Genomic DNA, 21,769 nt, shown 5'->3' with positions numbered 1-21,769 from the left:
TATGAGTATGTCGCCCGGCCGTTTCCGTCGCCCGACCGTCTCGATCGCTCGACCGCGGCGCCGACCGTCGCGCTTCGCGCGGACGGTTTATATACGGGCGGTCAAACCGGGACGTATGCTCATGACGCCGGGGCCGACCGCGGTCCCAGAGCCCGTGCGCGACGCGATGTCCCGCGAGCTGATACACCCCGACGTAGACCCGCGGTTCCGGGAGATATACGACCGGCTCACCGACCGGCTCGCGAGGGTCTACGGCGTCGACACCGACGCATCCGGAGGGGACGCCCGCGATGTCGTCGCCCTCGGCGGCGAGGGGATCCTCGGGCTGGAGGCGGCGGTCGCGTCGCTCGTCGAGCCCGGCACAGAGGTGCTGTGTCTGTCGAACGGGCTCTACGGCGAGGGGTTCGCCGACTTCGTGGAGTCGTACGGAGGGACCCCGACCCTGGTCGCCGCCGACCACGACGAGCCGCTCCCGGTCGACGCGCTCGACGAGGCGCTGGCGGGGGACGAGGCCGACTTCGACATCGCGACGATGGTCCACTGCGAGACGCCGACCGGCGCGCTCAACGACGTTACGGCGGCGCTCGACCGGATCGAGGCCGCAGACGCGGAGGTCCTCACGGTCGTCGACGCCGTCTCGTCGCTCGGCGGCGTCTCGGTCCCGACGGACCGGATCGACGTGTGCCTCGGGGCCTCACAGAAGTGCTTCAGCGCGCCGCCCGGGCTCGCGACCGCCGCGGTGAGCGAGCGCGCGTGGGCCGCGATGGAGGAGCGGGACCCGCACTCGCTGTACGCGAACTTCCTCCCGTTCCGCGACGTGAGCGACGGGTTCCCGTACACGCACCTGACGACCGAGGTCGTCGCGCTCGACGCGGCGCTCGGGCTGCTGCTGGACGAGGGCCTCGACGCGGTCCGAGAGCGACACGAGGCGGCCGCGGCCCGGTGCCGCGAGCGCGGCGCGGAGCTGGGACTGGAGCCGGTTCCCGACCCGGAGCGCAGTTCGCCGACGGTGACCGCCTTCGAGGTCCCCGGTCGGGCCGAGGCGCTTCAGGAGCGGCTGCGCGAGGAGCACGACGTGATTCTCGCGACCGGACTGGGCGAAGACGCCGGAGACGTACTCCGCGTCGGCCACATGGGTCACAACGCGCGAGTCGAGCGCGTCGACGAGACGATGGACGCGCTGGCGGCGGTGTTATGAACGGGGGGTGAGACGGGCTCGCAAACCGCCGATATCTTCATCTCAGACGCGGCGGGCGATCCGGTTATGCCGTCACCACGCGAGGCGATCCGGGAGCACGGCTGGACGGTCGAACACGTCCCCCACGAGAGGATCGCGAAGTACAACGCCTGTTACCGCGTCGAACTCGACGGGGAGCTGATCCACCCGCCAGCGGCCGACGACCTAGGCATCCCGAGGAACGAGGTCTGGATCTCCGAGAAGTGGTCGAGGTACGACCGGTTCATCCTGTATCATGAGCTCAGAGAGATCCTCTACCGGGCGAACGGCCACGACAAGTCCACGGCGCATCGGCTCGCCGAACGCGACGAACTGTCGCTGTGGCGGGACAACCCCCGCTGGCGGGTGATGAACGCCGAGTGGGACCAGGGACGGGCGCACCTCCCGTTCCCGCACGAGGGAGGCGGCCTCAGTCGGCGGACCGCCGCAGCAACAGCGCGATCCCGGTGAGCGACACCGACATCCCGAACAGGATCACGCCGAGGTAGCCGACCGCGATCGACCCGATGTCCTGAATGTGCGAGTGGTACTCGTCGGTCACGTGCGCGTACAGCAGGAGGGTGCCGACCGCGCTGAGCAGGAGACCGACCGCGTTCACTACCAGCCCGAGCTTCGCCATGTCTCTCGTGTCGTCCACGCTCCAGGTAAAAGTGAGCAGTGGAATGGAACGTCGCGGCCTCGCCGCCTCCGGAACGCCCTTGCCCCCGCCGCGATCAGTAGCGGACAGTATGAACCACCGCGAACTCGGCGATGTCGGCGAGGTCAGCGAGGTCGGCTACGGCGCGTGGGAGATCGGGAGCGACTGGGGCGAGGTCACGGAGGACGAGGCGGTCGCGGCGGTCGAGACTGCGCGCGACGCCGGGATCGACTTCTTCGACACCGCCGACGTGTACGGCGACGGTCGCTCTGAGCGGATCCTCGGCGAGACGCTCGCCGACGAGATCGCGGCCGGCGACGTGACCGTCGCGACCAAGGCCGGTCGCCGACTCGACCCCCACGAGCCCGACGGGTACACGGAGGCGAACCTCCGCCGGTTCGTCGACCGCTCGCGGGAGAACCTCGGCGTCGAGACGCTTGACTTGGTCCAACTCCACTGCCCGCCGACGGACGTGTACTACCGGCCGGAGACGTTCGACGCGCTCGCGACGCTCGAATCCGAAGGTCGGATCGACGCCTACGGCGTCAGCGTCGAGCGCGTCGAGGAGGGGCTGAAGGCGATCGAGTATCCCGGCGTCGAGAGCGTCCAGATCGTCTTCAACCCGTTCCGGCAGCGGCCCGCGGAGCTGTTCCTCGACGAGGCCGCCGCGCGCGACGTGGGCGTGATCTGCCGGGTGCCCCTCGCCTCGGGGCTGCTGACGGGCGCGCTCTCCCGCGACGACGAGTTCCCCGAGGACGACCACCGGAACTACAACCGCGACGGCGACGCCTTCGACGTGGGCGAGACGTTCGCCGGCGTCCCCTTCGAGGCGGGCCTCGACGCGGCCGACGCGCTCGACGAGCGCCTGCCGGACGACCGGCCGCTCTCGGAGTTCGCGCTGCGCTGGATCCTCGACCACGACGCCGTCTCGACCGCGATCCCGGGCTCGACGACCCCCGACCACATCCGGGCGAACGCGGCCGCGAGCGTGGCCGCCGCGCTCTCCGACGCCGAGCGCGAGGCCGCGGCGGCGGTGTACGACGAACACGTGCGCGAACACGTCCACCAGCGCTGGTAGGTCGCGGCCGCGGGACCGCGAGTCCGGTCGGGCCGGCCGCGAAACGCGTCCCTTTTTTTGCGCGACTGCGACCGGATCGGCAGAGACGACCGTGGAGAGCGAACGCGAGGCGGCGGCGACCGAGCCCGACGACGAGCGCGAGCGCGGCGAGATCCCCGACGACGAGCGCGAGGCGTTAGAGACGATCGCGCACGGCGCCGTGCTCACCTCCGGCGGGGTCGCCGGCCAGCGCGCGCTGATCGCGGCGGCCGAGTTCGCGCTGACCCGCGGGCTCGGCCCGACCGCCTACGGCGTGTACGCGCTGGCGTGGCGGATCGCTCAGCTCTGCTCCCGGCTCGTGACGTTCGGCAGCGTCCCCGCGATCCAGCGGTACCTCCCGGAGTACGCGGACGACGCGGGCCGGCAGGGCGCCGTCGCCGGTCTCGCGTACGGGACGACGATCGGGTTCGGGGTCGCGATCGCGGTCGGCGTCTGGCTCGCGGCGCCGGAGATAAACGCCGGCACCGTCACCGAGCCGGCGTTCACGGGAACGATGCGCGCGTTCGGCGGCCTCGTCGGGCTGCTCGGGGTCGTGATGGTCGCGTCCGCGCTCTTCCGCGCGGTGGGGTCCGCCCGCGGCGAGGTCCTGTTCAACAAGCTGTTGCGCCCGGGCGTCCGGCTGGTCGGCGCCGTCGGCGCGCTCGCGCTCGGCTACTCGGTCGTCGGCGTCGCCGGCGCCATCGTCGCCGCGACGGGACTGCTGGCCGCGGCCGCCGTCCCCCTCTCGGCGTCCGTCACCGGTGTTCGCCCGACGCTCCGCGGTGCTCGCGCGGAGGCGCGCCGCTTCTACGACCACGCCGCGCCCGTCGCGATGAGCAGCCTCGGGAAGGTGTTCCAGAACCGCGTCGACGTGCTGCTCGTCGGCGCGCTGCTGACGGCGACCGCGGCGGGCGTGTACAACGTCGTCCTCGTGGTGATCGCGGTCGCGTGGATCCCGCTCTTATCATTCAACCAACTGCTCCCGCCGGTCGCCTCGGAGCTGTACGCGGACGACCGGACGGCGACGCTCAACGAGGTGTACGGCTCCGTCACGCGGCAGATCGTCACAGCCGTCGTCCCGATACTCGCCGCGCTCGTGGTGTACGGCCGGGAGATACTCGGCCTGTTCGGCGAGGCGTACGTCGCCGGGTACCTCCCGCTCGTCGTCTACCTCGGCGGCGTCTTCGTCGGGAGCGCGGTCGGCGCGACCGGTTGGCTGCTGATGATGACGGACCACCAGTACGCGCGGATGGCGCTCGACTGGCTGCTCGCGGTCCTCAACGTCGGCCTGACGTACGCGTTCGTCGTCCGCTACGGGCTCGTCGGCGCCGCGCTCGGCACGTCGCTCGCCATCGCGGTCCAGAACGGGATCCAGGTCGTCCTCCTCCGCCGCTTCGAGGGGCTGTGGCCGTTCGACCGGACGTTCCTCACCCCGCTCGCGGCCGGCGGCGTCGCGGCCGCCGCGATGTTCGCGGTCCGGGCGCTGCTGACCGGTCTCCCGGCGGTCCTCGCGGGGAGCGTGATCGGGCTCGCGGCGTACGCGGCCGCGCTCCGACTCCTCGGCGTGGACCCCCGCGACCGGTTCGTCGCGCGGCGGCTGGCGCGCCGGTACCGGGCCGCGATCGCGGAGCGGTTCGACCGCTGAGGATCCCCGCGCGCGGATCGCGACGATTTATTGGCCGACCGCGTCGTACCCACGGTATGCAAACGATCGACCGCGGGTCGGCGGGGTCGGCCCGCGTCGCGATCGTCGGCGGAATCCACGGCGACGAGCCCGCCGGCGTCCGGATAGTGGAGCGGCTCGCCGAGGAACTCCCACCCCTCGACCCGAACGACGACCGCGTGGAGTCCGACGGACTCGTCCGGCTGATACTCGCCAACGAACCGGCGATCGCGGCCGAGACGCGCTACACGGACGCGGACCTGAACCGGGCCTTCCCGGGCGACGCCGACAGCGACGAGTACGAGCGGGCGCTGGCGCCGCGGCTCGCCGCCGAGTTGGAGGAGTTCGACGCCGTGCTCGCGCTCCACACCTCCCACAGCGCCCCGCCGCCGTTCGCCATCTTCAGCGACCTCACGGAGTCCGTCCGCCGCACCGTCACCGGGCTCCCGGTCGACCACGTCGTCGACGCGAGCGGCCTGCGGTCGACGACGCTCGACTCCACGATCCCGCACACCGTCTCGATCGAGGTGGGCCGACAGGGGAGCGAGGCGGCCGTCGAGTTCGGCCACGAGGCGTGTCGAGCGTTCCTCCGCGTTCACGGCGCGATCGCGGACGAGCCGCCGACGTTCTCGGAGACGGTCGTGGTGAAAGGCGACGAGGAGGTGCCGAAGGGCGGCGGCGAGCCGCGCGTCCACTTCGCGAACTTCGAGGCGATCCCGGAGGGCGCCGTGTTCGCGGAGGACGACGTGTACACCCACCGCGTCGAGGAGCCGGGGCTGGTCCCGATCCTCGCGAGCGAGGAGGGGTACGACGACATCTTCGGCATGTACGGCCGCGTCACGGGCGCGTTGAGGCCGCCGGGCGAGGGCGACCTGCGGGTGTACCCGCGCGACGACTCGGAGGGCACGGGAGAAAGCGACGGAGCGCGGAACGGCGCGGACCGGTAAGAACGGTCGGACTGCGTGTTAGCCGGAGCTCACTTCGCGGTCGGCGTGATGTCGCCGACCGCGTCCATCACCTGAACCGCCGCGCTGGCGGCGAGGCCGCGGGCGACCTCGTCGGTGTCGGACTCGGCGATGCCGGCGTCTAAGTCCTCCGGGTCGGGGGTGAAGCCAGCCGAGACGGGGTGGCCGGCCGGGGGGTTGACGGCGACCGTCGCCTGCGGACCGTTCGCGCCGACGGACAGCTCGGAGCCGACGGCGTAGCTGTCGGGCAGATACGATTCCGTGCGCGATACGATTCCGGCGACCGCGCGCCGGAGCTGCCGTTCCTGGTCCGGAGAGAGGTCGACGGCCGCGGGCGAGCCCGCGTCCGTCACACCCGGTGCCCCGGCGTACGGGTTGTTGCCGTTCATTCGAAGACACGACAAGTACGCGGAGCCGAGTCAAAAAGGCGTCGGCGGCGGCGACCGCGGTTTCGACCCGACGCCGGACCGCTCGCGCCGGCTACAGGATGGGCTCGGACTCGCCGTACGCCGCGACCACGACCGCGGTCGCGTACCGGTCCGGCTCGGCGGCGACCGTCTCGACGCGCGTCTCGCGGTCCGGGAGGTCCCAGTCGCGGAGGTCGCCCCCGGCGTCGAGCCCCGCGTGGATCCGGTCGCGGACGCCCTCGGGATCTTCCCCCGTCACCTCGTAGAAGAGTCCCGGTCCCGGGCCGGTCGCCCAGCCCAGCCCCGCGACCGCGTCGGGATGTCGGCGGGGCGCGCGCTTCGACTCGGCGCCCTCGGCGCCCGCGCGACCGCCCTCGCGGAAGTCGACCTCGTCCCCGGGACCGATCGTCCGGCGCGCCTCGACGACCGTGAGCCGGTTTCCAGCGGGACCCAGATCCGGCGCCTCCGACACCGCTTCGACGGTCGCCTCGGCGGGGACGACCGAGGAGACCGCCACGAGGTTGTAGTTGTGGAGGTTCGCGTCCGCGAGCGCGGCGTCGTAGGAGGCCATCGCCGTGTCGGCGACGCCGACGCCGCCGGCGACGTGGATGGTGTTCATTACCGGCGAATCGGCGGCGAGCGCGGTAAGGGGTTACGAACCCGCCCGCCGGCGCGGAGAGTATAAAAATCATTAAAAAGGCGGTGGCGCGTGCCTGCGAGCGGCCGGTAGGCCGCGAGCAGCACGCGCGAGGGAGTCGCGAGCGCAGCGAGCGACGAGGTTGGGGAGGCGTGAGGTGCGGTGCTGCGCGGTGCGGGCGGGACTCAAAGGGGCAGCCGTGAGGCGGGCGCAGGCGATGTAAGCACCGCAGCGAGTGAGCGGAGCGCAACGAGCGAGGAGCGCAACGAGCGTGCGCCCGCCTCACGGCTGGGGCTTTGGCGGTGGTCGCCGCCGATCCACAGTCAACTATTTATAAACGAACCGCTGGAATTTCAGCCGAAGAAACGGGCGCAACAGCACCTCGCAAAAACCGAACTTCAATCACGTAGTCGCAGTCGCCTCAGTACTGGTAGTTGATGACCTGCTCGTCCTCTGTATCCGCGTCCTGAAGCTTATCGCGGGCCTGCTCGAAGTCCGCCTGCGTCACCTCGGTGCGGCCGTCGCGAATGGCAAACATCCCGGCCTCGGTCGCCAGCGAGGCGATGTCCGCGCCGCTGTACCCGTCGAGGTCGCGGGCGACGACGCCGAGATCGACGCCGTCGGCGACGTTCATGTCCGCGGTGTGGATTTCGAGGATGCGCTCGCGGCCCTCCGGACCGGGCTCGGGCACCTCGATGAGGCGGTCGAAACGGCCGGGACGCAGGATCGCCTCGTCGAGCATGTCGAAGCGGTTGGTCGCGGCCATGATCCGGACCTCGCCGCGGTCGTCGAAGCCGTCCATCTCGGAGAGCAGCTGCATCATCGTGCGCTGGACCTCGGCGTCGCCCGAGGTCTTCGAGTCCGTCCGCTTGGCGGCGACCGCGTCGATCTCGTCGATGAAGATGACGGCGGGCTCGCGCTCGGCGGCGAGCTCGAAGAGGTCGCGGACGAGCCGCGCGCCCTCGCCGATGAACTTCCGGACGAGCTCGGAGCCGGCCATCTTGATGAACGTCGCGTCGGACTCGTTGGCGACCGCCTTCGCGAGCATCGTCTTCCCGGTGCCCGGCGGGCCGTGGAGCAGGACGCCGCTCGGGGGTTCGACGCCCACCGTCTCGAACTGCTCGGGGTTCTCGAGGGGGTCCTCGACGGCCTCGCGAACCTCCCGGATCTGGTCGTCGATGCCGCCGATGTCGGCGTACTCGACCTCCGGGGACTCGGTGACCTCCATCGCCTGCGCCCGGGAGTCGGTCTCGTCGTCGAGCACCTGCTGGACCGCGAACGAGTCGTTGATCGCGACGCGGTCGCCGGGACGGAGGTCCTCGTCGAGCCGCGTCGCGGCCTGCGTGAGGACCTCCTGGTTGTTGCCGTGCTGTTTGATCACGACGCCGTCGTCGGTGATCTCTTCGACGGAGGCGATGTACAGCGAGGAGGTCTTCAGGACCTCGTTCTCGCGTTTCAGCTGCTCGACGTCGTCCTTCAGCTCGCCGCGGCGCCCTTCTGCGTCGGCGAGCCGATCTTCCAGTTCATCGTTCACCTGAACGATCCGCCGGTAGTGCTGGCGGATCGCCTCCAGCCGCTCCGCGTCGCTCATCTCGGGGTCGAGCTCCAACCGCGGGCGGTCGGGGAGTGACGGGCTGTGAGACATTCGTTATCCGGAATAGGATGCGGGCGTAAATGTGCCTTTGGGTCACGGAGAGACCGTTGGATCGGCGAGACGAGCGCGACCGCCGGGCCCCCGGAGCGGGGGTGAACGCCCTCAGCCTCCTGCGGTATCAAATACGATAATTGGGAGTCAACGTTTTAGACGGAGGTGAGATAACATCCGCTCATGGACGCACGAACGGCGGGTAGACGCGCCGGTCCGGCGCTCGCGAACCGCGAGGGACGGACCGGGAGGTCCCGCCAATGACGGGCGATCCGGACGCGACCGTCCTCGCGGTCGACGACGAGCCGGACCTCGCGGAACTGTATCGGGTGTACCTCGACCCGTCCTACGACGTTCGGATCGCGACCGGCGGCGAGGAGGCGCTCGACGCGATGGACGACGCGGTTGACGTGGTCCTCCTAGACCGACGGATGCCCGACATGTCGGGCCATGAGGTGTTAGACGCGATCCGCGACGAGGGGTACGACGCCCGCGTGGCGATGCTGACCGCCGTCGAGCCGGACGTCGACATCGTCGAGATGCCGTTCGACGACTACAAGACGAAGCCGGTGACCAAGGAGGACTTGGTCACGCTCGTCGAGGTGCTGCTCCACCGCGCCGCGTTCGACGAGCGCAGTCAGGAGTTCTTCGCGCTCGCCTCCAAGAAGGCGGCGCTGGAGGCCGCGGGCACGACGAACTCCGACGAGTACGAGGAACTCCTCGACCGGATGGAGTCGGTCCGCGTCGAGGTCGACGACACGCTCGATCACCTCTCCGCACGCGACGCGTTCGTCGAGGTCCCCGGCGAAGTCCCGTAGCGCGACACGCGCGACGCGGTCGATATACGAACGGCGGGCGGTCGACGGCGAACGGGGGACTGCCGGGGCGAACGAGACGCGCCCTTCTCGTCGCCGACCCCGGAACAGTCCGACTACTCGATCTCTAGCTCACCGTCCGCGCTCTCCTCGCCGCCGTTCTCGTCCCACTCCAGCTCGAACTCGACGCTCAGCTCGCCCGGCCCTTCCGCGGCCCCCTCGCGCTCCGCCTTCACCTCGAAGGTCGGTCTCGCGGGCGGGTCCAGCGTCGTCGACTCCTCGCCGCGTCTGAGCGTGATCGCGCTCCCGTCGTCGAGCGAGTCCGCGACCGTCCGCAGGTACGCGGCAATCTCCTCGCGGCTCCGCCGGCTCTCGGACTCGAAGATGACTTCCTCGGGCATACCGGTCCGTACGCGTCCTCGCGATATAAATGTCGCCGCGGTGTCCGCGGGAACGCGCGGGCGGCGGGACGCCCCGGACCGTTTTGTGCCACCCGCCCGAACGCTCACGCCATGTCCGTCCCCGACCCGCTCCGCAGGGCCGTCGCCGTCGTCGTCTACTGGACGGCGATCGCGCTCGGCGGGAGCGTTCTTCTCCCCGACCCGACCGGCCCGCTCGTCGCGCTCCCGGTCCTCGGCGGCGGCGCGGTCGTCGCGCACGCGGCACGCACGGACCGACTGGTCCCGCTCGGGTACGCCGTCGGAACGATGTGGCTCGCCGTGCTCGCGCTGTCGGTTGGTACCGGCGTCGTCGACGTGTTCGGGACGCCTGAGGGGGAGATCGCGCCGCTCGCCGACTACCCGGTCCCCGCCGCGCTCGGCACCGTCGGGCTGTTCGGCGTCCTCCTCGTCGCGTACGCGGCGTTCGGTCGCCGGAGCGCGGAGCGAGCCGCCGAGTCGGCGTGAGCGGCGCGCGCGGCGACGGCGCTCGATACGCCGGCCGCCTCAGAACCCGTCCTCGAAGACGAACGTCCCGTTCCGCTGGACGACCTCGCCGTCGACCTCGATAACCGAGTCCTCGCTCATGTCGACGATCATGTCGACGTGTTCGGCGGACTCGTTGACCGCGTTCTCCTCGCCGACCGTCTCCGGGTAAGCCGACCCGACCGCCATGTGGACCGTGTCGCCCATCTTCTCGTCGAACAGCATGTTGTAGGTGAACCGGTCGATCTGGCGGTTCATCCCGATGCCGAGCTCGCCGAGGCGACGCGAGCCCTCGTCGGTGTCGAGGATGCCGGAGAGGAGATCCTCGTTGCGCTCGGCGGAGTGGGAGACGACCTCGCCGTCCTCGAACCGGAGCCGGACCCCGTCGATCTCGCGGCCGTAGCGGTAGAGGGGCAGGTCGAAGTGGACCTCGCCGTCGACGCCGTCGCGCGTCGGCGCGGTGAACACCTCGCCGCCGGGGAGGTTCGCCTCGCCGTAGTCGTTGAGCGTGGAGTTCCCCGACACGTCGAGCGTGAGGTCGGTCTCCTCGCCGGACACGATCCGAACCTCGTCGGCCTCGTCCAGGATCTCGACCATGTTCGACTGGAACTCGCGCTGTTCGTCCCAGTCGAGCGAGACGGCGTCCCACACGAAGTTCTCGTACGCCTCGGTGCTCATCCCGGCGAGCTGGGCGTGGCTCGCGGTCGGGTACTGCGTGAGACACCACGTCTTCGAGAGGCGGGTCCGCTTGACGTCCTCCATCGCGCGGTTGTACGCGGCGTTGGTCTCGGGGTCGATGTCGGCGTCCTCGGTGGCGTTCGCGCCGCCGCGCGCGATGACGAACACGTCGGCCTCCTCGTAGAGCGCCCGGCGGTGACTCGGCTCGGTGAACTCCTCCGAGGAGCGCTTGAAGGCGCGCTGGGCGCGCTTCGAGTAGTTGAGGTAGATCGGGTTCGCCCCGCGGTCGCCGCAGACCTCGTGGAGCGCGACGGCGAGGTCCTCGGCCTCCTTGGGCATCTGGATGACCACGTCGTCGCCCGACTCGATGCCGGTGGCGTGGTCGGCGATTATCTCGGCGTGCTCGCGGACGCGTGCGTCCATGACAGCCGGTTTCGCCGCCGGGGAATTACCGCTTTTCCTTCCGGCGTGGCGGGTGGGTGAGGTCGGGACGCCGAGAGCGCGGGCGGCGAGCCGTCGCGACGCGGCGCCGGCGACCGCCGCGACCGCCCCGGCCGCAACGCGTTTGCCCCGCCGTCGCGTAGCTCCGGCCATGTCTCGGCTCGCGTTCCGCGCGGCCGCGGCGGTCGTCGGCGTCGCCCTGCTCGCCGTCTACCTGACCGCGGCGCTGTTCGTCGCCGACCTGCTGCGCGCGGTCTGGGCCGCCCGCCCTGAGCTCCCGGTCCTCCTCGCGCTGCTGGCGGCCGCCGCGCTCGGGTCGGCGTACCTCAGCTACCGGCTCGGTACCGCGCAGATCCTCGCGAACCTGGAGGGGGACCGCGTCCCCCGGGAGCGGGCGCCGGACCTCCACCGCCGGGTCGACTCGCTCGCGGCGCGGATGGACGTCGCGCGCCCGAAGCTGTACGTCACCGACGCGCGCGCGCCGAACGCGTTCGCGGTCGGGGGCGGGGCGGACGGCGGCGCGCTGGTGATCGACCGGTCACTGTTCCGGCTGCTCGCCCCCCGCGAGATCGAGGCAATCTTCGCGCACGAGCTGGCGCACTTGGAGGGGAACGACGGCTTCGCGATCGCGATGGCCGACGGGATCGGGCGCTCGCTGGTCGGGATCGCCACCGTGGTGGCCCTCCCGGCGCTGCTCGCGCTGTCGGGGCTCGCCGCCGCGTCGGCGTGGATCCGCGGGCGACCGGGCGACCGGTCCGGCCCCTTCGCGCGGCTCCACCGGGCGCTCGCGGGCGCGCTGTTCGCCGGATTCGTCCTCGCGACGCTCGTCGCTCGCTCGCGGTCGCGCAAGCGGGAGTTCGCGGCCGACGACCGCGCGGCCGAGGTGACCGGCGACCCGGTGGCGCTCGCGCGGGCGCTCCGCCGGATCGAGCGCGCGACCGATCCGACGTGGTCGTTCGCCCCGTTCTCGACGCACAAGCGGACCGACGGGGCGGCCGAGCGCTGGCTATCGACGCACCCGTCGACCGACGAGCGCGTCGAGCGCCTGCGAGAGAGGGCGGAGGCACAGGGGCCGACGCGCCGGATCCCGGCGGGGCCGTCGCGGACGACCGCCGGGCGCGGGCGGGCGCGGCGGTGAGAGGCGTGGGACACGAGGCCGGAGGATATTGCGGTGGTCGTCACCGCTCGGCCAGCAGTCACCTATCGGCGAGCGACCGGGGCTCTGCCGGTGCGTGCCGTCGGTCCGCCGGCAGCAATAGCGAGGCGATCGACCGCGGCGACGGACGCTCCGACTTACAGCCCGTACTGTTCGCGCGTCACGTCGCCGAGGCCGGACTCCTCCAGCACGTCCGCGGGCACGAGCATGTCGAGCTGGACGACGCCCGGCAGCCGGCCGATCTGGACGCCCCCAGTGAACGTACATCGGGCGCGGACCTCGCCCTCGCTCATGCCGAGCAGCGTCCCGGCGCGGTCGAAGGCGTTCTGCGTGGCGTCGTTGGCGGTCGCGCCCGAGCCGATCACCTGTATCGGGGCGGCGTCGGTGTCGATGTCGACGCCGTGTTCGTCTCCGAGGTCGTCGCCCGCCTCGATCTCCTCGTCGCTGTAGGGCGCGCTGATGAAGGGGAGGTCCTCCTCGTTCGGCAGGAGGACGGGGCCGTCGAGGTCGACGTCCTCGATCACCTCCACGTCCATCGTGACGGTCCCGCTCACGTCGGTGGTATGGAGGGAGAGCTCGCCGTCACCCTGGTTCGCGTGGAGGTCGCCGACGTAGACCCCGCCGCCGTCGACGACGACGGGGCAGATCAGCGTGGCGCCCGCGCGGACCTCGGGCACGTCCATGTGGCCGTCGGTGCGCAGGTCGAGGTCGTCCTCTGTCTCGACGCCGTAGTCGTGGTCGGCGCCGATCAGGTTCTGCCCGAAGTCGCCGGCGTTGTGCGAGTCGGGCATGGTGACCGGCGGCGTGGTGCCGATGTTCCCGATGAACGGGCGGAGGCGACCCAGCGTTCCGGGCATCCCGTCCGGCTCGTACAGCAGGATCGGGTGTTGGCGGGCGTTCTCGGGAATGTCCATCACGCGCTCCGCGTCGGTCGCGAGCTCGTGGGCCCCGTCCTTGTCGAGGGTGATCCCGACCGCGTTCTCGTGGTCGAACGCGACGGTGTACCCGTACTCGAAGCCGAACGAGGAGGCGTTGGCGCCGCACTCCGCGCAGCGGATCGCGTCCTCGCCGGTGCCCTCGACGACGGAGTCGGGCCACGTCGTCCCGCACTCGGGACAGCGGTGGTCGACGAAGGGGTCGTCGCCGAACGCCTCGTCCCGCTCCGCCATCGAGCCCGTGCTGGTCGCCATGCTCGTCACCTCCACGTCGCGGATGTGGATCGCGACCGCGTCGCCGACCTCGGCGCCCTCGACGCGGATCGGGCGCGTCACCTCGTGGCCGCCGCGGAACGACGGCGTCACCATCGGCCCCCAACAGCCCGGCGGCGTGTACGTCGTCACCCGGCCGCCGTCGGCGACCGTCCCGGCCCACTCCTGGTCGGGCCCGACGAGGCCGAGCGTGTACTGGTCGACGTACAGTTCCTCTTTGACCTCTGTTTGCGCCATACCGTATAGTGGTACGGTATGACACGTCATAACCGTAAGGGAGGCGGCACTCGCGCGGCGAATCCCGAGGGCCGCGAATCCCGGGAATCACGAGGCGCGCTCGCTCGGCGGATCGCCCGCGGCGGGGAGCTCCTACCGCACTCGGGGTCTGTCGGGCTCGCGGCCCCCGGGGAGTGGTCACCGGCCCGCGCTCCCGAGATCGCTGGCGAGACCGCCCGATCTGTTTGAAAATAGCGCACCTGAACGAACTCAAAGAGCTTGTAATCAGTCGAACAAGATTATTGAAGACAAAATCTTTTCACTATACGAGTATGTGAGAAAGTACGCGACGAAAATACACTATGCCAGCAATGGAAACCGCTGAGTTCGATACCGAACTCAGTCTCTTCAAGTACGATAATCTCGAACAGCTTCCGCCTGAATACCGCGACTTCGACGAGGCCGAGCGAACGCGACGGATCGAGGGGGCGCTGGACGCGCTCGGCGACGACGTGGTAATCCTCGGCCACAACTACCAGCGACGCGAGATCGTCGAGCACGCGGACTTCGTCGGCGACTCCTACCAGCTGAGCAAGGAGGCCGCCGCGGCCGACGCGGAGTACGTCGTCTTCGGCGGGGTCACGTTCATGGCCGAGTCCGCCGACATCATCACCGACGACGACCAGACGGTCGTCCTCCCGAGCATGGAGGCGTCGTGCCCGATGGCGGGGATGGCCGAGGCGCTCCAGGTCGACGCGGCCTGGGCGGAGCTGACGGCCGCGACCGACGCGGACGTCGTACCGGTCACCTACATGAACAGCTACGCCGACCTCAAGGCGTTCTGCGCCGAGCACGGCGGCTTGGTGTGTACCTCCTCGAACGCCCACCGCGCCTTCGAGTACGCCCTCGACGAGGGCGACAAAGTGCTGTTCCTCCCCGACAAGCACCTGGGGGAGAACACCGCCCACCGGCTCGGGCTCGAAGAGGAGATCGCCGAGTGGGACCCGTGGGACGCCGCCTCCGCCGACGCGGCGGCGGTCGTCGACAACGACGTGATCCTCTGGGACGGCTACTGTCAGGTTCACGAGCGGTTCAGCCCGTCACACGTCGAGCAGGTCCGGGTGGACCACGAGGACGCGCGAGTCGTCGTCCACCCCGAGTGCCGCCGGGAGGTCGTCGAGGCGGCGGACGTGGTCGGCTCCACCGCGACGATCCGCGAGACCGTCGCCGAGGCCGACCCCGGCGAGACGTGGGCGATCGGCACCGAGGTCCACCTGACCCGCCACCTCCAGCGGTGGCACCCGGAGGTGAACGTCGTCCCGCTGTGCGGCGAGGCGTGTATGGACTGTAACGCGATGCGCCAGATCGACCCGAACTACCTCGCGTGGGTGCTCGAAGAGCTGGCCGCCGGGCGCGAGCGCAACGTCGTCGAGGTCGCGCCCGAGGAGAAGGAGCTCGCGCGCGTCGCGCTCGACCGCATGCTGGAGGTGTGAGATGACGGGCCACGAGACCGCAGACGTGCTGGTCGTCGGCTCGGGGATCGCCGGCCTGACGGCCGCGCTCGCCGCAGCGCGCGAGGGGCGCGAAGTGACGGTGGCGACGAAGGCCACGCGCCCCGCGGACGCCGCGTCGTGGTGGGCGCAGGGCGGGATCGCCGTCGCCCGCGACCGACCGGAGCGGTTCAAGCGCGACGTGCTGGCGGCCTCGGACGGGACGGCCGACCCGGACGCGGTCGACGTGCTCGTCGAGAACGCCGACGGCGCCGTCCGGGACGTGCTCGTCGACACGCTCGGCGTCGAGTTCGACCGCGAGGCGGGCGCCGACGCGTTCGACTACGGCCGCGAGGCCGCCCACAGCGAGGACCGGATCCTCCACGTGGGCGCGGCGACGGGCGAGCACGTCCACGTCCCGCTGTTGAACCACCTCGACGGACGCGACGGCGTCGAGGTCGTCGGCGACGCGGCCGCGCTGGAGTTGATCACGCGCGAGGGGCGGGTCCACGGGGCCGTCGTGGCGTCGGACGACGGTCGCGTCCCGATGTACGCGAACGCGACCGTGCTCGCGACCGGCGGAGTCGGCGACCTGTTCCCGCGCTCGACGAACCCGCGCGGCGCCACCGGCGACGGGGTCGCGATGGCCGCGCTCGCGGGCGCCGACGTGACCGACATGGAGTTCGTCCAGTTCCACCCGACGGCGTACGACGCGGGCCCGGACGAGGAGGGGTTCCTGGTCAGCGAGGCGGTCCGCGGCGAGGGCGCGCTGCTGCGCAACGGCGACGGCGAGCGGTTCATGCCGGAGTACCACGAGGACGCCGAACTCGCGCCGCGCGACGTGGTCTCGCGGGCCGTGGCCGCCGAGCGCGACGCCACGGGCGAGGTTCGCCTCGACGTGGGGCCGCTCGACTTCGCGGGCGAGTTCCCCGGCCTCGCCGACAAGTGCGACGACCGGGGCGTCGACCCGACCGACGGAATCCCCGTCGCGCCCGCCGAACACTTCCTCTGCGGCGGCGTCGCCGTCGACGACCGCGGGCGGACGACCCTCGACCGGCTCTACGCCGTCGGCGAGTGCGCGCGGACCGGCGTCCACGGCGCGAACCGGCTCGCCTCCACGAGCCTCCTCGAAGGGCTCGTCTGGGGGCTCCGGGCGGGCGCCGACGCGGCCGAGACGGCAGGTTCCGACGGGGCGCCGGCGGACCCAGAGCGGGTCGCGCCCCCGGACCTACTGGACCGCGACCCCGACCTCCCGTCAGCGTTCGCCCGCGAGAAGTTCCGCCGACTCCGCCGAGTGATGGGAGAGCACGTCGGGATCGAGCGCGACCCCGCCGACCTCCGACGGGCGCTCAACGTCCTGCGGCGGCTCAAGGGCGAGGTCGACGCCTACGTCCGGACGCGGACCTCGCGCTCGCTGTACGAGCTCCGCAACGCGACCGTGACGGCGCTGTTGGTGACGCGACAGGCGCTGGCGAACGACGAGAGCGTCGGGACGCACTACGTCGCGGACGACGCCGAGCCCGCCGAACCCGGGCCGGCGGCCGACGACTGATGCTCACCGACGCCGACGTGGAGCGCTGGCTCCGCGAGGACGTGGGGCACCACGACGTGACGAACGACGTGCCGGGCGAGACGAGCGGCCGGCTCGTCGCGAAAGAGTCCGGCGTCGCGGCCGGCGTCGACGCCGCGAGCGCCGTGTTCGACTACCTCGACGCGACCGTGACCGAGCGCGTCGCGGACGGGACCGCGGTCGAGCCCGGCGACGCGCTGCTGCGGGTCGCGGGACCGGCACAGGCGGTCCTCCGCGGCGAGCGCGTCGCCGTGAACGTCGCGGCCCACGCCTCGGGAGTGGCGACGCGGACCGACGCCGCGGTCGCGGCCGCCCGCGAGGTCGACGACGACGTTCGGGTCGCGGCGACCCGCAAGACAACGCCCGGGCTCCGCGGCGTCGAGAAGCGCGCCGTCGCGGCCGCCGGCGGCGACACCCACCGCCTTGACCTCTCGCACATGGTCATGGTCAAGGACAACCACGTCGCGGAGCTGGGGCTGACGGAGGCGATCGAGCGCTTCCGCGAGCGCGCCTCCTTCGCGACGGGCGTCGAGGTCGAGGTCGAGGGCCCGGACGCCGCCGCGCGCGCCGCCGCGGTCGGCGCCGACGTCGTCCTACTCGACAACATGGCGCCCTCGGAGACGACGGCGGCGGCTGAGCGCGTGGCCGCCGCGGACGGAGACGCGCTGACCGAAGCGTCGGGCGGGATCACGGTCGAGACCGTCCCGGACTACGCCGCGACCGGGGTGGACGTGATCTCGATGGGCGGGCTCACCCACTCCGCGCCGGCGCTCGACCTGTCGTTCCGGACGGGAAGCGACGGGTAGCTCGCCGGCGGCGAGACGGGCGCCGGCGGCGAGGTCGGCTCCGTTCGCGACCGCTCGCGTCGCGGAGTGATCTGGTGGTTTTTATGAATCCCACACCCACGGTCAGGGTATGCAGACCCACGTCGTGCCCGTCGGGTTCGACTACGACCGGATGATCGCCCCCCTCATCCGGGACCAGTTCGACGTCGACCGGGTGATCCTCTTGGAGGGGACGGTCGGCAGCGAGGCCAACGTCGAGTACTCGCGCAACATCGCGCGCAAACTGGAACAGGACTTCCAGAACCTGCTCGGCGCGGAGACGGTCCGCGAGCAGTTGGACGACGTGTACGACTACGACGCCGCCTTCGAGCGCGCCTTCGACCTGATCAACGCTGAACTCGATCGCGAGGAGGGAGTCGACGAGTCCGACGAGCGCGAGGTGTGGGTGAACCTCTGTTCGATGCCCCGGCCCGTCTCCTTCGCGTTCGCGACCGCGGCCCACTCGATAATGGTCGAGCGGCAGGCGGACCGCGACCGCATCCACACCTACTACACCGCCCCCGAGAAGTACCTCGAAACCGAGTTGGCGGAGGAACTCCGCGCGACCCGCGACCTCCTGCGCGACCTCGACCAGGGGAGCGACGCCGACGCGCTCGCGGACGCGGGCGTCGATCCCGACCGCGTCGCCGATCGGCTCGCGAGCACCACGGACCTCCTCGCGGAGTTCGACGAGCGCGGCACCACCATCGGCGCGAAGCGGATCGGCGACCGCCACGTGATCGAGCTGCCGGTCGCCTCCTTCCAGAACGTCAAGCCGTTCGAGGAGCTGGTGCTGTTCACGCTCGGCGAGCACGGCGAGTTCGAGTCCGTCTCCGAGCTGGCGGAGACGCTCGCGGCCGAGCTCAACGAGGAGTACACGGACTCGTTCCGCTCGAAGGTGATCTACAACGTCGACCGGCTCGGTCCCGGCGGGAAGGGGTACATCGAACGCGAGGAGCACGGGAAGTCCTACCGGACGAGCCTCTCGCGGATCGGGGAGCTGTGGGTCCGCTCGCACGCCGACGAGGATCGGGACGTGGCGTGAACAGCTGGGACATGAGGTAAACGCTCGGGACGCGGAGCGAACGACCGGGACGTGACGCGAGCGGCGGCGAGCGAGATGCCGCCCATCGAAGGGTAGTTACCCTCCGGGCGGCACGCTGCGGTATGGAGACGGCACTCGTTATCCTCGACGGCTGGGGGCTCGGCGACCACGACCGCCGCGACGCCGTGAAGGCGGCCGACACGCCGACGTTCGACGCGGCGACGGAGCGCGGGGCCGACGGCCGCCTCGTGGTTCACGGGCGGCGCGTTGGGCTCCCGGAGGGACAGATGGGCAACTCCGAGGTCGGCCACCTCAACATCGGCGCGGGGCGGGTGGTCAAGCAGGCGTACACCCGGATCACGGACGCGCTGGGGGAGGGGTCGCTCTCGGACAACGACGCGGTCGCGGCCGCGCTCGACCACGCGGACTCGACCGGCGGCCGCGTCCACTTCATGGGGCTCGTCTCCGACGGCGGCGTCCACTCGGACGTGGAACACCTGCTCGCGCTGATCGACGCCGCGGCCGACGCGGGCGTGCCCGCCACGAGCCACGCGTTCACCGACGGCCGCGACACGGCCCCGGAGATCGCCGACGAGTTCCTCGCCGACGTGACCGCGAAGGCCGACGAGCGCGGCACCGGTCACGTCGCGACCGTGACGGGGCGCTACCACGCGATGGACCGCGACGAGAACTGGGGGCGGACGAAGAAGGCGTACGACGCCATCGTCGGTCGCGAGGCCCCGAACGAGGCCGAGAGCGCGGTTGCGGCCGCCCGAGAGGCACACGCCCGCGGGGAGACGGACGAGTTTGTCGAGCCGACGCTCGTCGCCGACGAGCCCGCCCTCGCCGACGGCGACGCGGTGATATTCTTCAACTTCCGCGCCGACCGCGCCCGACAGCTGGTCCGGATGCTGACCGACACGCGGCCCGAGTGGGAGTTCGACCTCGGCCAGCCCGAGGTCCGCATGACGACGATGACCGAGTACGACGAGACGTTTGAGTTCCCGGTTGCGTTCCCGCCGGAGATCCCCGCGAACACGATCGGCGAGGTCGTCGCGGACGCCGGCGGCACGCAGCTCCGGATCGCGGAGTCGGAGAAGTACCCTCACGTCACCTACTTCCTCAACGGCGGCCGAGAGGTGGAGTTCCCGGGCGAGATCCGGACGATCGTCGAGAGCCCGGACGTGCCGACGTACGATCAGCAACCGGAGATGTCCGCGCCCGAGGTGACCGACGAGGCCGTCGAGACCATCGCGTCGGACGACCCCGACCTGCTCGTGTTGAACTACGCGAACCCCGACATGGTTGGCCACACCGGCGACTTCGAGGCGGCCGTCGAGGCGGTCGAGGCCGTCGACGCCCAGCTCGACCGCCTGCTCTCCGCGGTCGCCGACGCCGGCGCGCACGCGGTCGTCACCGCGGACCACGGCAACGCCGACGACATGGGTACCGCGGACGACCCCCACACCGCCCACACGTACAACCCGGTCCCGTTCGTCTACCTGACGCCCGACGGCGACGACGGCGCGAAGCGGGTCCGCGAGGCCGGGTCGCTGTGCGACATCGCCCCGACGCTGCTCGACCTGATGGAGCGCGACCGCCCCGATGAGATGACCGGCGAGAGCCTGCTGGAGCGTAAACGATAAACTTCGGATCGATTCTCGCTCGTTCCACGGCGTTTTAATACGTCGTCGGGCTTGTGATCGTTCATGACAGACGAGACCACGCCCGTGATCGCGGCCGCCTACCGAACACCGCAGGGGAAAGACGGCGGCGTCTACGAGGACGTCCGCAGCGAGGACCTCTCGACGACGCTCATCGACCATGCGCTCGACGAGACGGGGCTGACGAGCGACCACGTCGACGACCTGATGTGGGGGGTCGCACAGCAGCGCACCGAGCAGGACAACAACGTCGCGCGCGTCATCGCCCTCCTCTCGGAGCTGGGTGAGTCGGTGCCCGCCACCTCGATCAACCGCTGGTGCGCCTCCTCGATGCAGGCGATCATCTCGGCGTCGGACGCCATCGCCGCCGGGAACCGCGAGTGTATCATCGCGGGCGGGGTCGAGAACATGAGCCGCGTCCCGATGGACGGCGACTCCTACGAACACCTCCACCCGGAGCTGTCTGAACAGTACAACATCTTCCAGCTCCAGATGGGGATGACCGCAGAGAAGGTCGCCGAGGAGTACGAGGTGAGCCGCGAGGCCCAAGACGAGTACGCCGCCCGTAGCCACCAGCGCGCCGCCGAGGCGACCGAGTCGGGCCGCTTCGACGACGAGATCGTCCCCGTCGAGACGGACGACGGGCTCGTCGAGGCGGACGAGGGGATCCGCCCGGACACGACCGCCGAGAAGCTCGCCGACCTGCCGCCCGCCTTCACCGGCGACGGCAGCGTCACCGCGGGGAACTCCTCGCAGATCTCTGACGGCGCGTCGCTGACCGTCGTCACGAGCAGGGCGTTCGCGGAGGAGCACGGGCTCGACGTGCTCGCCGAGGTCGGCACGAACGCGGTCGCCGGCGTCGACCCCACCGTGATGGGGATCGGCCCGGTGCCCGCCACCCGGAGCCTGCTCGACCGCGCGGGCACGGACATCGACGACTACGACCTCGTCGAACTCAACGAAGCGTTCGCCTCCCAGTGCGAGTACTCGCGGCGCGAGCTCGGCATCGACGAGGACCAGTACAACGTCAACGGCGGGGCCATCGCCATCGGCCACCCGCTCGGCGCCTCGGGCGCGCGCCTCCCCGTGACGCTGCTCCACGAGATGCAAAAACAGGACGCCGACCGCGGGCTCGCGACGCTTTGCGTCGGCTTCGGGCAGGGCGCCGCGATCGAGTTCCTGCGATAGGCGACGCAGACCTCGAAAATCTTCTGCGGTGGCGCGTGCCGACGAGCGGCCGTCATCGGCGGCCGCGAGACAGCACCGCGCGAGGGAGTCAGTCGCCGGAGCGAAGCGGAGGCGACTGACGAGGCTGGGGAGGCGCGAGGTGCGGGCTGTGCGGGGCGGGGTGGGACTCGAAGGGGCGGTCGCGAGGCGGTGTTCGCGTGGATCAGTCGTTTATAAGTTCGACTCTTGGACGGTCGGGCGGCCGGGGCTTCGGCGGTGTTCGCC

At 71.1% G+C, this 21,769-nt stretch carries 21 protein-coding genes; 14 read left to right on the top strand and 7 right to left on the bottom strand.

The window, feature by feature from the left end; all coding sequences use genetic code 11:
• The first annotated feature begins 115 nt into the window (after positions 1–115).
• Both EO776_RS11085 and EO776_RS11080 read left to right on the top strand, forming a co-directional pair.
• Positions 116–1,198, top strand: coding sequence for a pyridoxal-phosphate-dependent aminotransferase family protein (locus EO776_RS11085; protein WP_094519843.1), 1,083 nt, complete (start codon positions 116–118; stop codon positions 1,196–1,198).
• Between the two features lie 66 nt (positions 1,199–1,264).
• Positions 1,265–1,687: a hypothetical protein gene (locus tag EO776_RS11080; RefSeq protein ID WP_086220071.1), complete on the top strand. Its 423-nt coding sequence runs from the start codon at positions 1,265–1,267 to the stop codon at positions 1,685–1,687.
• On the opposite strand, the gene EO776_RS11075 is transcribed toward EO776_RS11080, so the two are convergent.
• Complete coding sequence (locus EO776_RS11075; protein ID WP_233127177.1) at positions 1,647–1,874, bottom strand: hypothetical protein; 228 nt, start codon at positions 1,872–1,874, stop codon at positions 1,647–1,649. The two genes, EO776_RS11080 and EO776_RS11075, sit on opposite strands and share 41 nt — an antisense overlap.
• Before the next feature lie 91 nt (positions 1,875–1,965).
• On the opposite strand from EO776_RS11075, the gene EO776_RS11070 reads away from it, so the two are divergent.
• The 3 genes from EO776_RS11070 (at position 1,966) to EO776_RS11060 (ending at position 5,580) form a co-directional block, all read left to right on the top strand.
• Positions 1,966–2,952 carry an aldo/keto reductase gene (locus tag EO776_RS11070; RefSeq protein ID WP_086220072.1) on the top strand — a complete coding sequence of 329 codons (987 nt, stop codon included), beginning with the start codon at positions 1,966–1,968 and terminating at the stop codon, positions 2,950–2,952.
• Between the two features lie 91 nt (positions 2,953–3,043).
• Positions 3,044–4,615: a lipopolysaccharide biosynthesis protein gene (locus EO776_RS11065; protein WP_094519844.1), complete on the top strand. Its 1,572-nt coding sequence runs from the start codon at positions 3,044–3,046 to the stop codon at positions 4,613–4,615.
• A gap of 56 nt (positions 4,616–4,671) precedes the next feature.
• Entirely contained in the window at positions 4,672–5,580 is a 909-nt protein-coding gene (locus tag EO776_RS11060) for a M14 family metallopeptidase (protein ID WP_049931580.1), read from the top strand.
• Between the two features lie 29 nt (positions 5,581–5,609).
• Here EO776_RS11060 and EO776_RS11055 read toward each other — a convergent pair whose 3' ends face one another.
• The 3 genes from EO776_RS11055 to pan2 form a co-directional block, all read right to left on the bottom strand.
• Positions 5,610–5,987, bottom strand: a complete 378-nt coding sequence (locus EO776_RS11055; protein WP_006628157.1) for a DUF5811 family protein — start codon at positions 5,985–5,987, stop codon at positions 5,610–5,612.
• A gap of 91 nt (positions 5,988–6,078) precedes the next feature.
• Positions 6,079–6,624, bottom strand: a complete 546-nt coding sequence (locus EO776_RS11050; RefSeq protein ID WP_049931579.1) for a pyruvoyl-dependent arginine decarboxylase — start codon at positions 6,622–6,624, stop codon at positions 6,079–6,081.
• A gap of 439 nt (positions 6,625–7,063) precedes the next feature.
• On the bottom strand, positions 7,064–8,287 hold the full coding sequence (gene pan2, locus EO776_RS11045; protein ID WP_049931578.1) for a proteasome-activating nucleotidase Pan2: 1,224 nt from the start codon (positions 8,285–8,287) through the stop codon (positions 7,064–7,066).
• Positions 8,288–8,547: 260 nt separating this feature from the next.
• On the opposite strand from pan2, the gene EO776_RS11040 reads away from it, so the two are divergent.
• Positions 8,548–9,105, top strand: coding sequence for a response regulator (locus EO776_RS11040; RefSeq protein ID WP_049931577.1), 558 nt, complete (start codon positions 8,548–8,550; stop codon positions 9,103–9,105).
• A gap of 113 nt (positions 9,106–9,218) precedes the next feature.
• Here the strand turns inward: EO776_RS11040 and EO776_RS11035 are convergent, their stop codons facing one another.
• Positions 9,219–9,503, bottom strand: coding sequence for an amphi-Trp domain-containing protein (locus EO776_RS11035; protein ID WP_049931576.1), 285 nt, complete (start codon positions 9,501–9,503; stop codon positions 9,219–9,221).
• A gap of 111 nt (positions 9,504–9,614) precedes the next feature.
• Between EO776_RS11035 and EO776_RS11030 the strand changes: the two genes are divergently transcribed.
• Positions 9,615–10,007, top strand: a complete 393-nt coding sequence (locus tag EO776_RS11030; RefSeq protein ID WP_049931575.1) for a hypothetical protein — start codon at positions 9,615–9,617, stop codon at positions 10,005–10,007.
• A 39-nt stretch (positions 10,008–10,046) separates the two neighbouring features.
• On the opposite strand, the gene EO776_RS11025 is transcribed toward EO776_RS11030, so the two are convergent.
• Complete coding sequence (locus EO776_RS11025) at positions 10,047–11,126, bottom strand: aminopeptidase (protein WP_049931574.1); 1,080 nt, start codon at positions 11,124–11,126, stop codon at positions 10,047–10,049.
• Between the two features lie 169 nt (positions 11,127–11,295).
• Here EO776_RS11025 and EO776_RS11020 point away from each other — a divergent pair, with 169 nt between their 5' ends.
• Positions 11,296–12,282, top strand: a complete 987-nt coding sequence (locus EO776_RS11020; RefSeq protein ID WP_094519845.1) for a M48 family metallopeptidase — start codon at positions 11,296–11,298, stop codon at positions 12,280–12,282.
• A 155-nt stretch (positions 12,283–12,437) separates the two neighbouring features.
• Here the strand turns inward: EO776_RS11020 and EO776_RS11015 are convergent, their stop codons facing one another.
• Positions 12,438–13,745 carry an acetamidase/formamidase family protein gene (locus EO776_RS11015; protein ID WP_086220271.1) on the bottom strand — a complete coding sequence of 436 codons (1,308 nt, stop codon included), beginning with the start codon at positions 13,743–13,745 and terminating at the stop codon, positions 12,438–12,440.
• 341 nt (positions 13,746–14,086) lie between these two features.
• Here EO776_RS11015 and nadA point away from each other — a divergent pair, with 341 nt between their 5' ends.
• The 6 genes from nadA (at position 14,087) to EO776_RS10985 (ending at position 21,505) form a co-directional block, all read left to right on the top strand.
• Positions 14,087–15,217 (top strand): quinolinate synthase NadA, encoded by a 1,131-nt coding sequence (gene nadA, locus EO776_RS11010; RefSeq protein ID WP_094519846.1) that lies wholly within the window; start codon positions 14,087–14,089, stop codon positions 15,215–15,217.
• Between the two features lies 1 nt (position 15,218).
• Positions 15,219–16,766 (top strand): L-aspartate oxidase, encoded by a 1,548-nt coding sequence (locus tag EO776_RS11005; RefSeq protein ID WP_094519847.1) that lies wholly within the window; start codon positions 15,219–15,221, stop codon positions 16,764–16,766.
• Positions 16,766–17,590 carry a carboxylating nicotinate-nucleotide diphosphorylase gene (gene nadC / locus EO776_RS11000; protein ID WP_094519848.1) on the top strand — a complete coding sequence of 275 codons (825 nt, stop codon included), beginning with the start codon at positions 16,766–16,768 and terminating at the stop codon, positions 17,588–17,590. Before EO776_RS11005 ends, nadC begins: the two co-directional genes overlap by 1 nt.
• Positions 17,591–17,699: 109 nt before the next feature.
• Positions 17,700–18,653, top strand: coding sequence for an HFX_2341 family transcriptional regulator (locus EO776_RS10995; RefSeq protein ID WP_049931568.1), 954 nt, complete (start codon positions 17,700–17,702; stop codon positions 18,651–18,653).
• Positions 18,654–18,775: 122 nt separating this feature from the next.
• Complete coding sequence (gene gpmI, locus EO776_RS10990; RefSeq protein ID WP_094579775.1) at positions 18,776–20,299, top strand: 2,3-bisphosphoglycerate-independent phosphoglycerate mutase; 1,524 nt, start codon at positions 18,776–18,778, stop codon at positions 20,297–20,299.
• 63 nt (positions 20,300–20,362) lie between these two features.
• A complete protein-coding gene (locus EO776_RS10985) occupies positions 20,363–21,505 on the top strand; it encodes a thiolase family protein (protein WP_086216589.1) in 1,143 nt (380 codons plus the stop codon).
• The last annotated feature ends 264 nt before the right edge of the window (positions 21,506–21,769 follow it).

Source organism: Halorubrum ezzemoulense (assembly GCF_004126515.1).
GTDB classification, from domain to species: domain Archaea; phylum Halobacteriota; class Halobacteria; order Halobacteriales; family Haloferacaceae; genus Halorubrum; species Halorubrum ezzemoulense.
Note: the sequence above shows the minus strand (reverse complement) of the source record. Positions and strands in the feature narration are given on the sequence as shown.

Coding starts and splice junctions, on each gene's coding strand:
- EO776_RS11085 (WP_094519843.1), top strand. CDS start 116: ATGCTCATGACGCCGGGGCCGACCGCGGTCCCAGAGCCCGTGCGCGAC.
- EO776_RS11080 (WP_086220071.1), top strand. CDS start 1,265: ATGCCGTCACCACGCGAGGCGATCCGGGAGCACGGCTGGACGGTCGAA.
- EO776_RS11070 (WP_086220072.1), top strand. CDS start 1,966: ATGAACCACCGCGAACTCGGCGATGTCGGCGAGGTCAGCGAGGTCGGC.
- EO776_RS11060 (WP_049931580.1), top strand. CDS start 4,672: ATGCAAACGATCGACCGCGGGTCGGCGGGGTCGGCCCGCGTCGCGATC.
- EO776_RS11055 (WP_006628157.1), bottom strand. CDS start 5,987: ATGAACGGCAACAACCCGTACGCCGGGGCACCGGGTGTGACGGACGCG.
- EO776_RS11050 (WP_049931579.1), bottom strand. CDS start 6,624: ATGAACACCATCCACGTCGCCGGCGGCGTCGGCGTCGCCGACACGGCG.
- pan2 (WP_049931578.1), bottom strand. CDS start 8,287: ATGTCTCACAGCCCGTCACTCCCCGACCGCCCGCGGTTGGAGCTCGAC.
- EO776_RS11040 (WP_049931577.1), top strand. CDS start 8,548: ATGACGGGCGATCCGGACGCGACCGTCCTCGCGGTCGACGACGAGCCG.
- EO776_RS11035 (WP_049931576.1), bottom strand. CDS start 9,503: ATGCCCGAGGAAGTCATCTTCGAGTCCGAGAGCCGGCGGAGCCGCGAG.
- EO776_RS11030 (WP_049931575.1), top strand. CDS start 9,615: ATGTCCGTCCCCGACCCGCTCCGCAGGGCCGTCGCCGTCGTCGTCTAC.
- EO776_RS11025 (WP_049931574.1), bottom strand. CDS start 11,126: ATGGACGCACGCGTCCGCGAGCACGCCGAGATAATCGCCGACCACGCC.
- EO776_RS11020 (WP_094519845.1), top strand. CDS start 11,296: ATGTCTCGGCTCGCGTTCCGCGCGGCCGCGGCGGTCGTCGGCGTCGCC.
- EO776_RS11015 (WP_086220271.1), bottom strand. CDS start 13,745: ATGGCGCAAACAGAGGTCAAAGAGGAACTGTACGTCGACCAGTACACG.
- nadA (WP_094519846.1), top strand. CDS start 14,087: ATGCCAGCAATGGAAACCGCTGAGTTCGATACCGAACTCAGTCTCTTC.
- EO776_RS11005 (WP_094519847.1), top strand. CDS start 15,219: ATGACGGGCCACGAGACCGCAGACGTGCTGGTCGTCGGCTCGGGGATC.
- nadC (WP_094519848.1), top strand. CDS start 16,766: ATGCTCACCGACGCCGACGTGGAGCGCTGGCTCCGCGAGGACGTGGGG.
- EO776_RS10995 (WP_049931568.1), top strand. CDS start 17,700: ATGCAGACCCACGTCGTGCCCGTCGGGTTCGACTACGACCGGATGATC.
- gpmI (WP_094579775.1), top strand. CDS start 18,776: ATGGAGACGGCACTCGTTATCCTCGACGGCTGGGGGCTCGGCGACCAC.
- EO776_RS10985 (WP_086216589.1), top strand. CDS start 20,363: ATGACAGACGAGACCACGCCCGTGATCGCGGCCGCCTACCGAACACCG.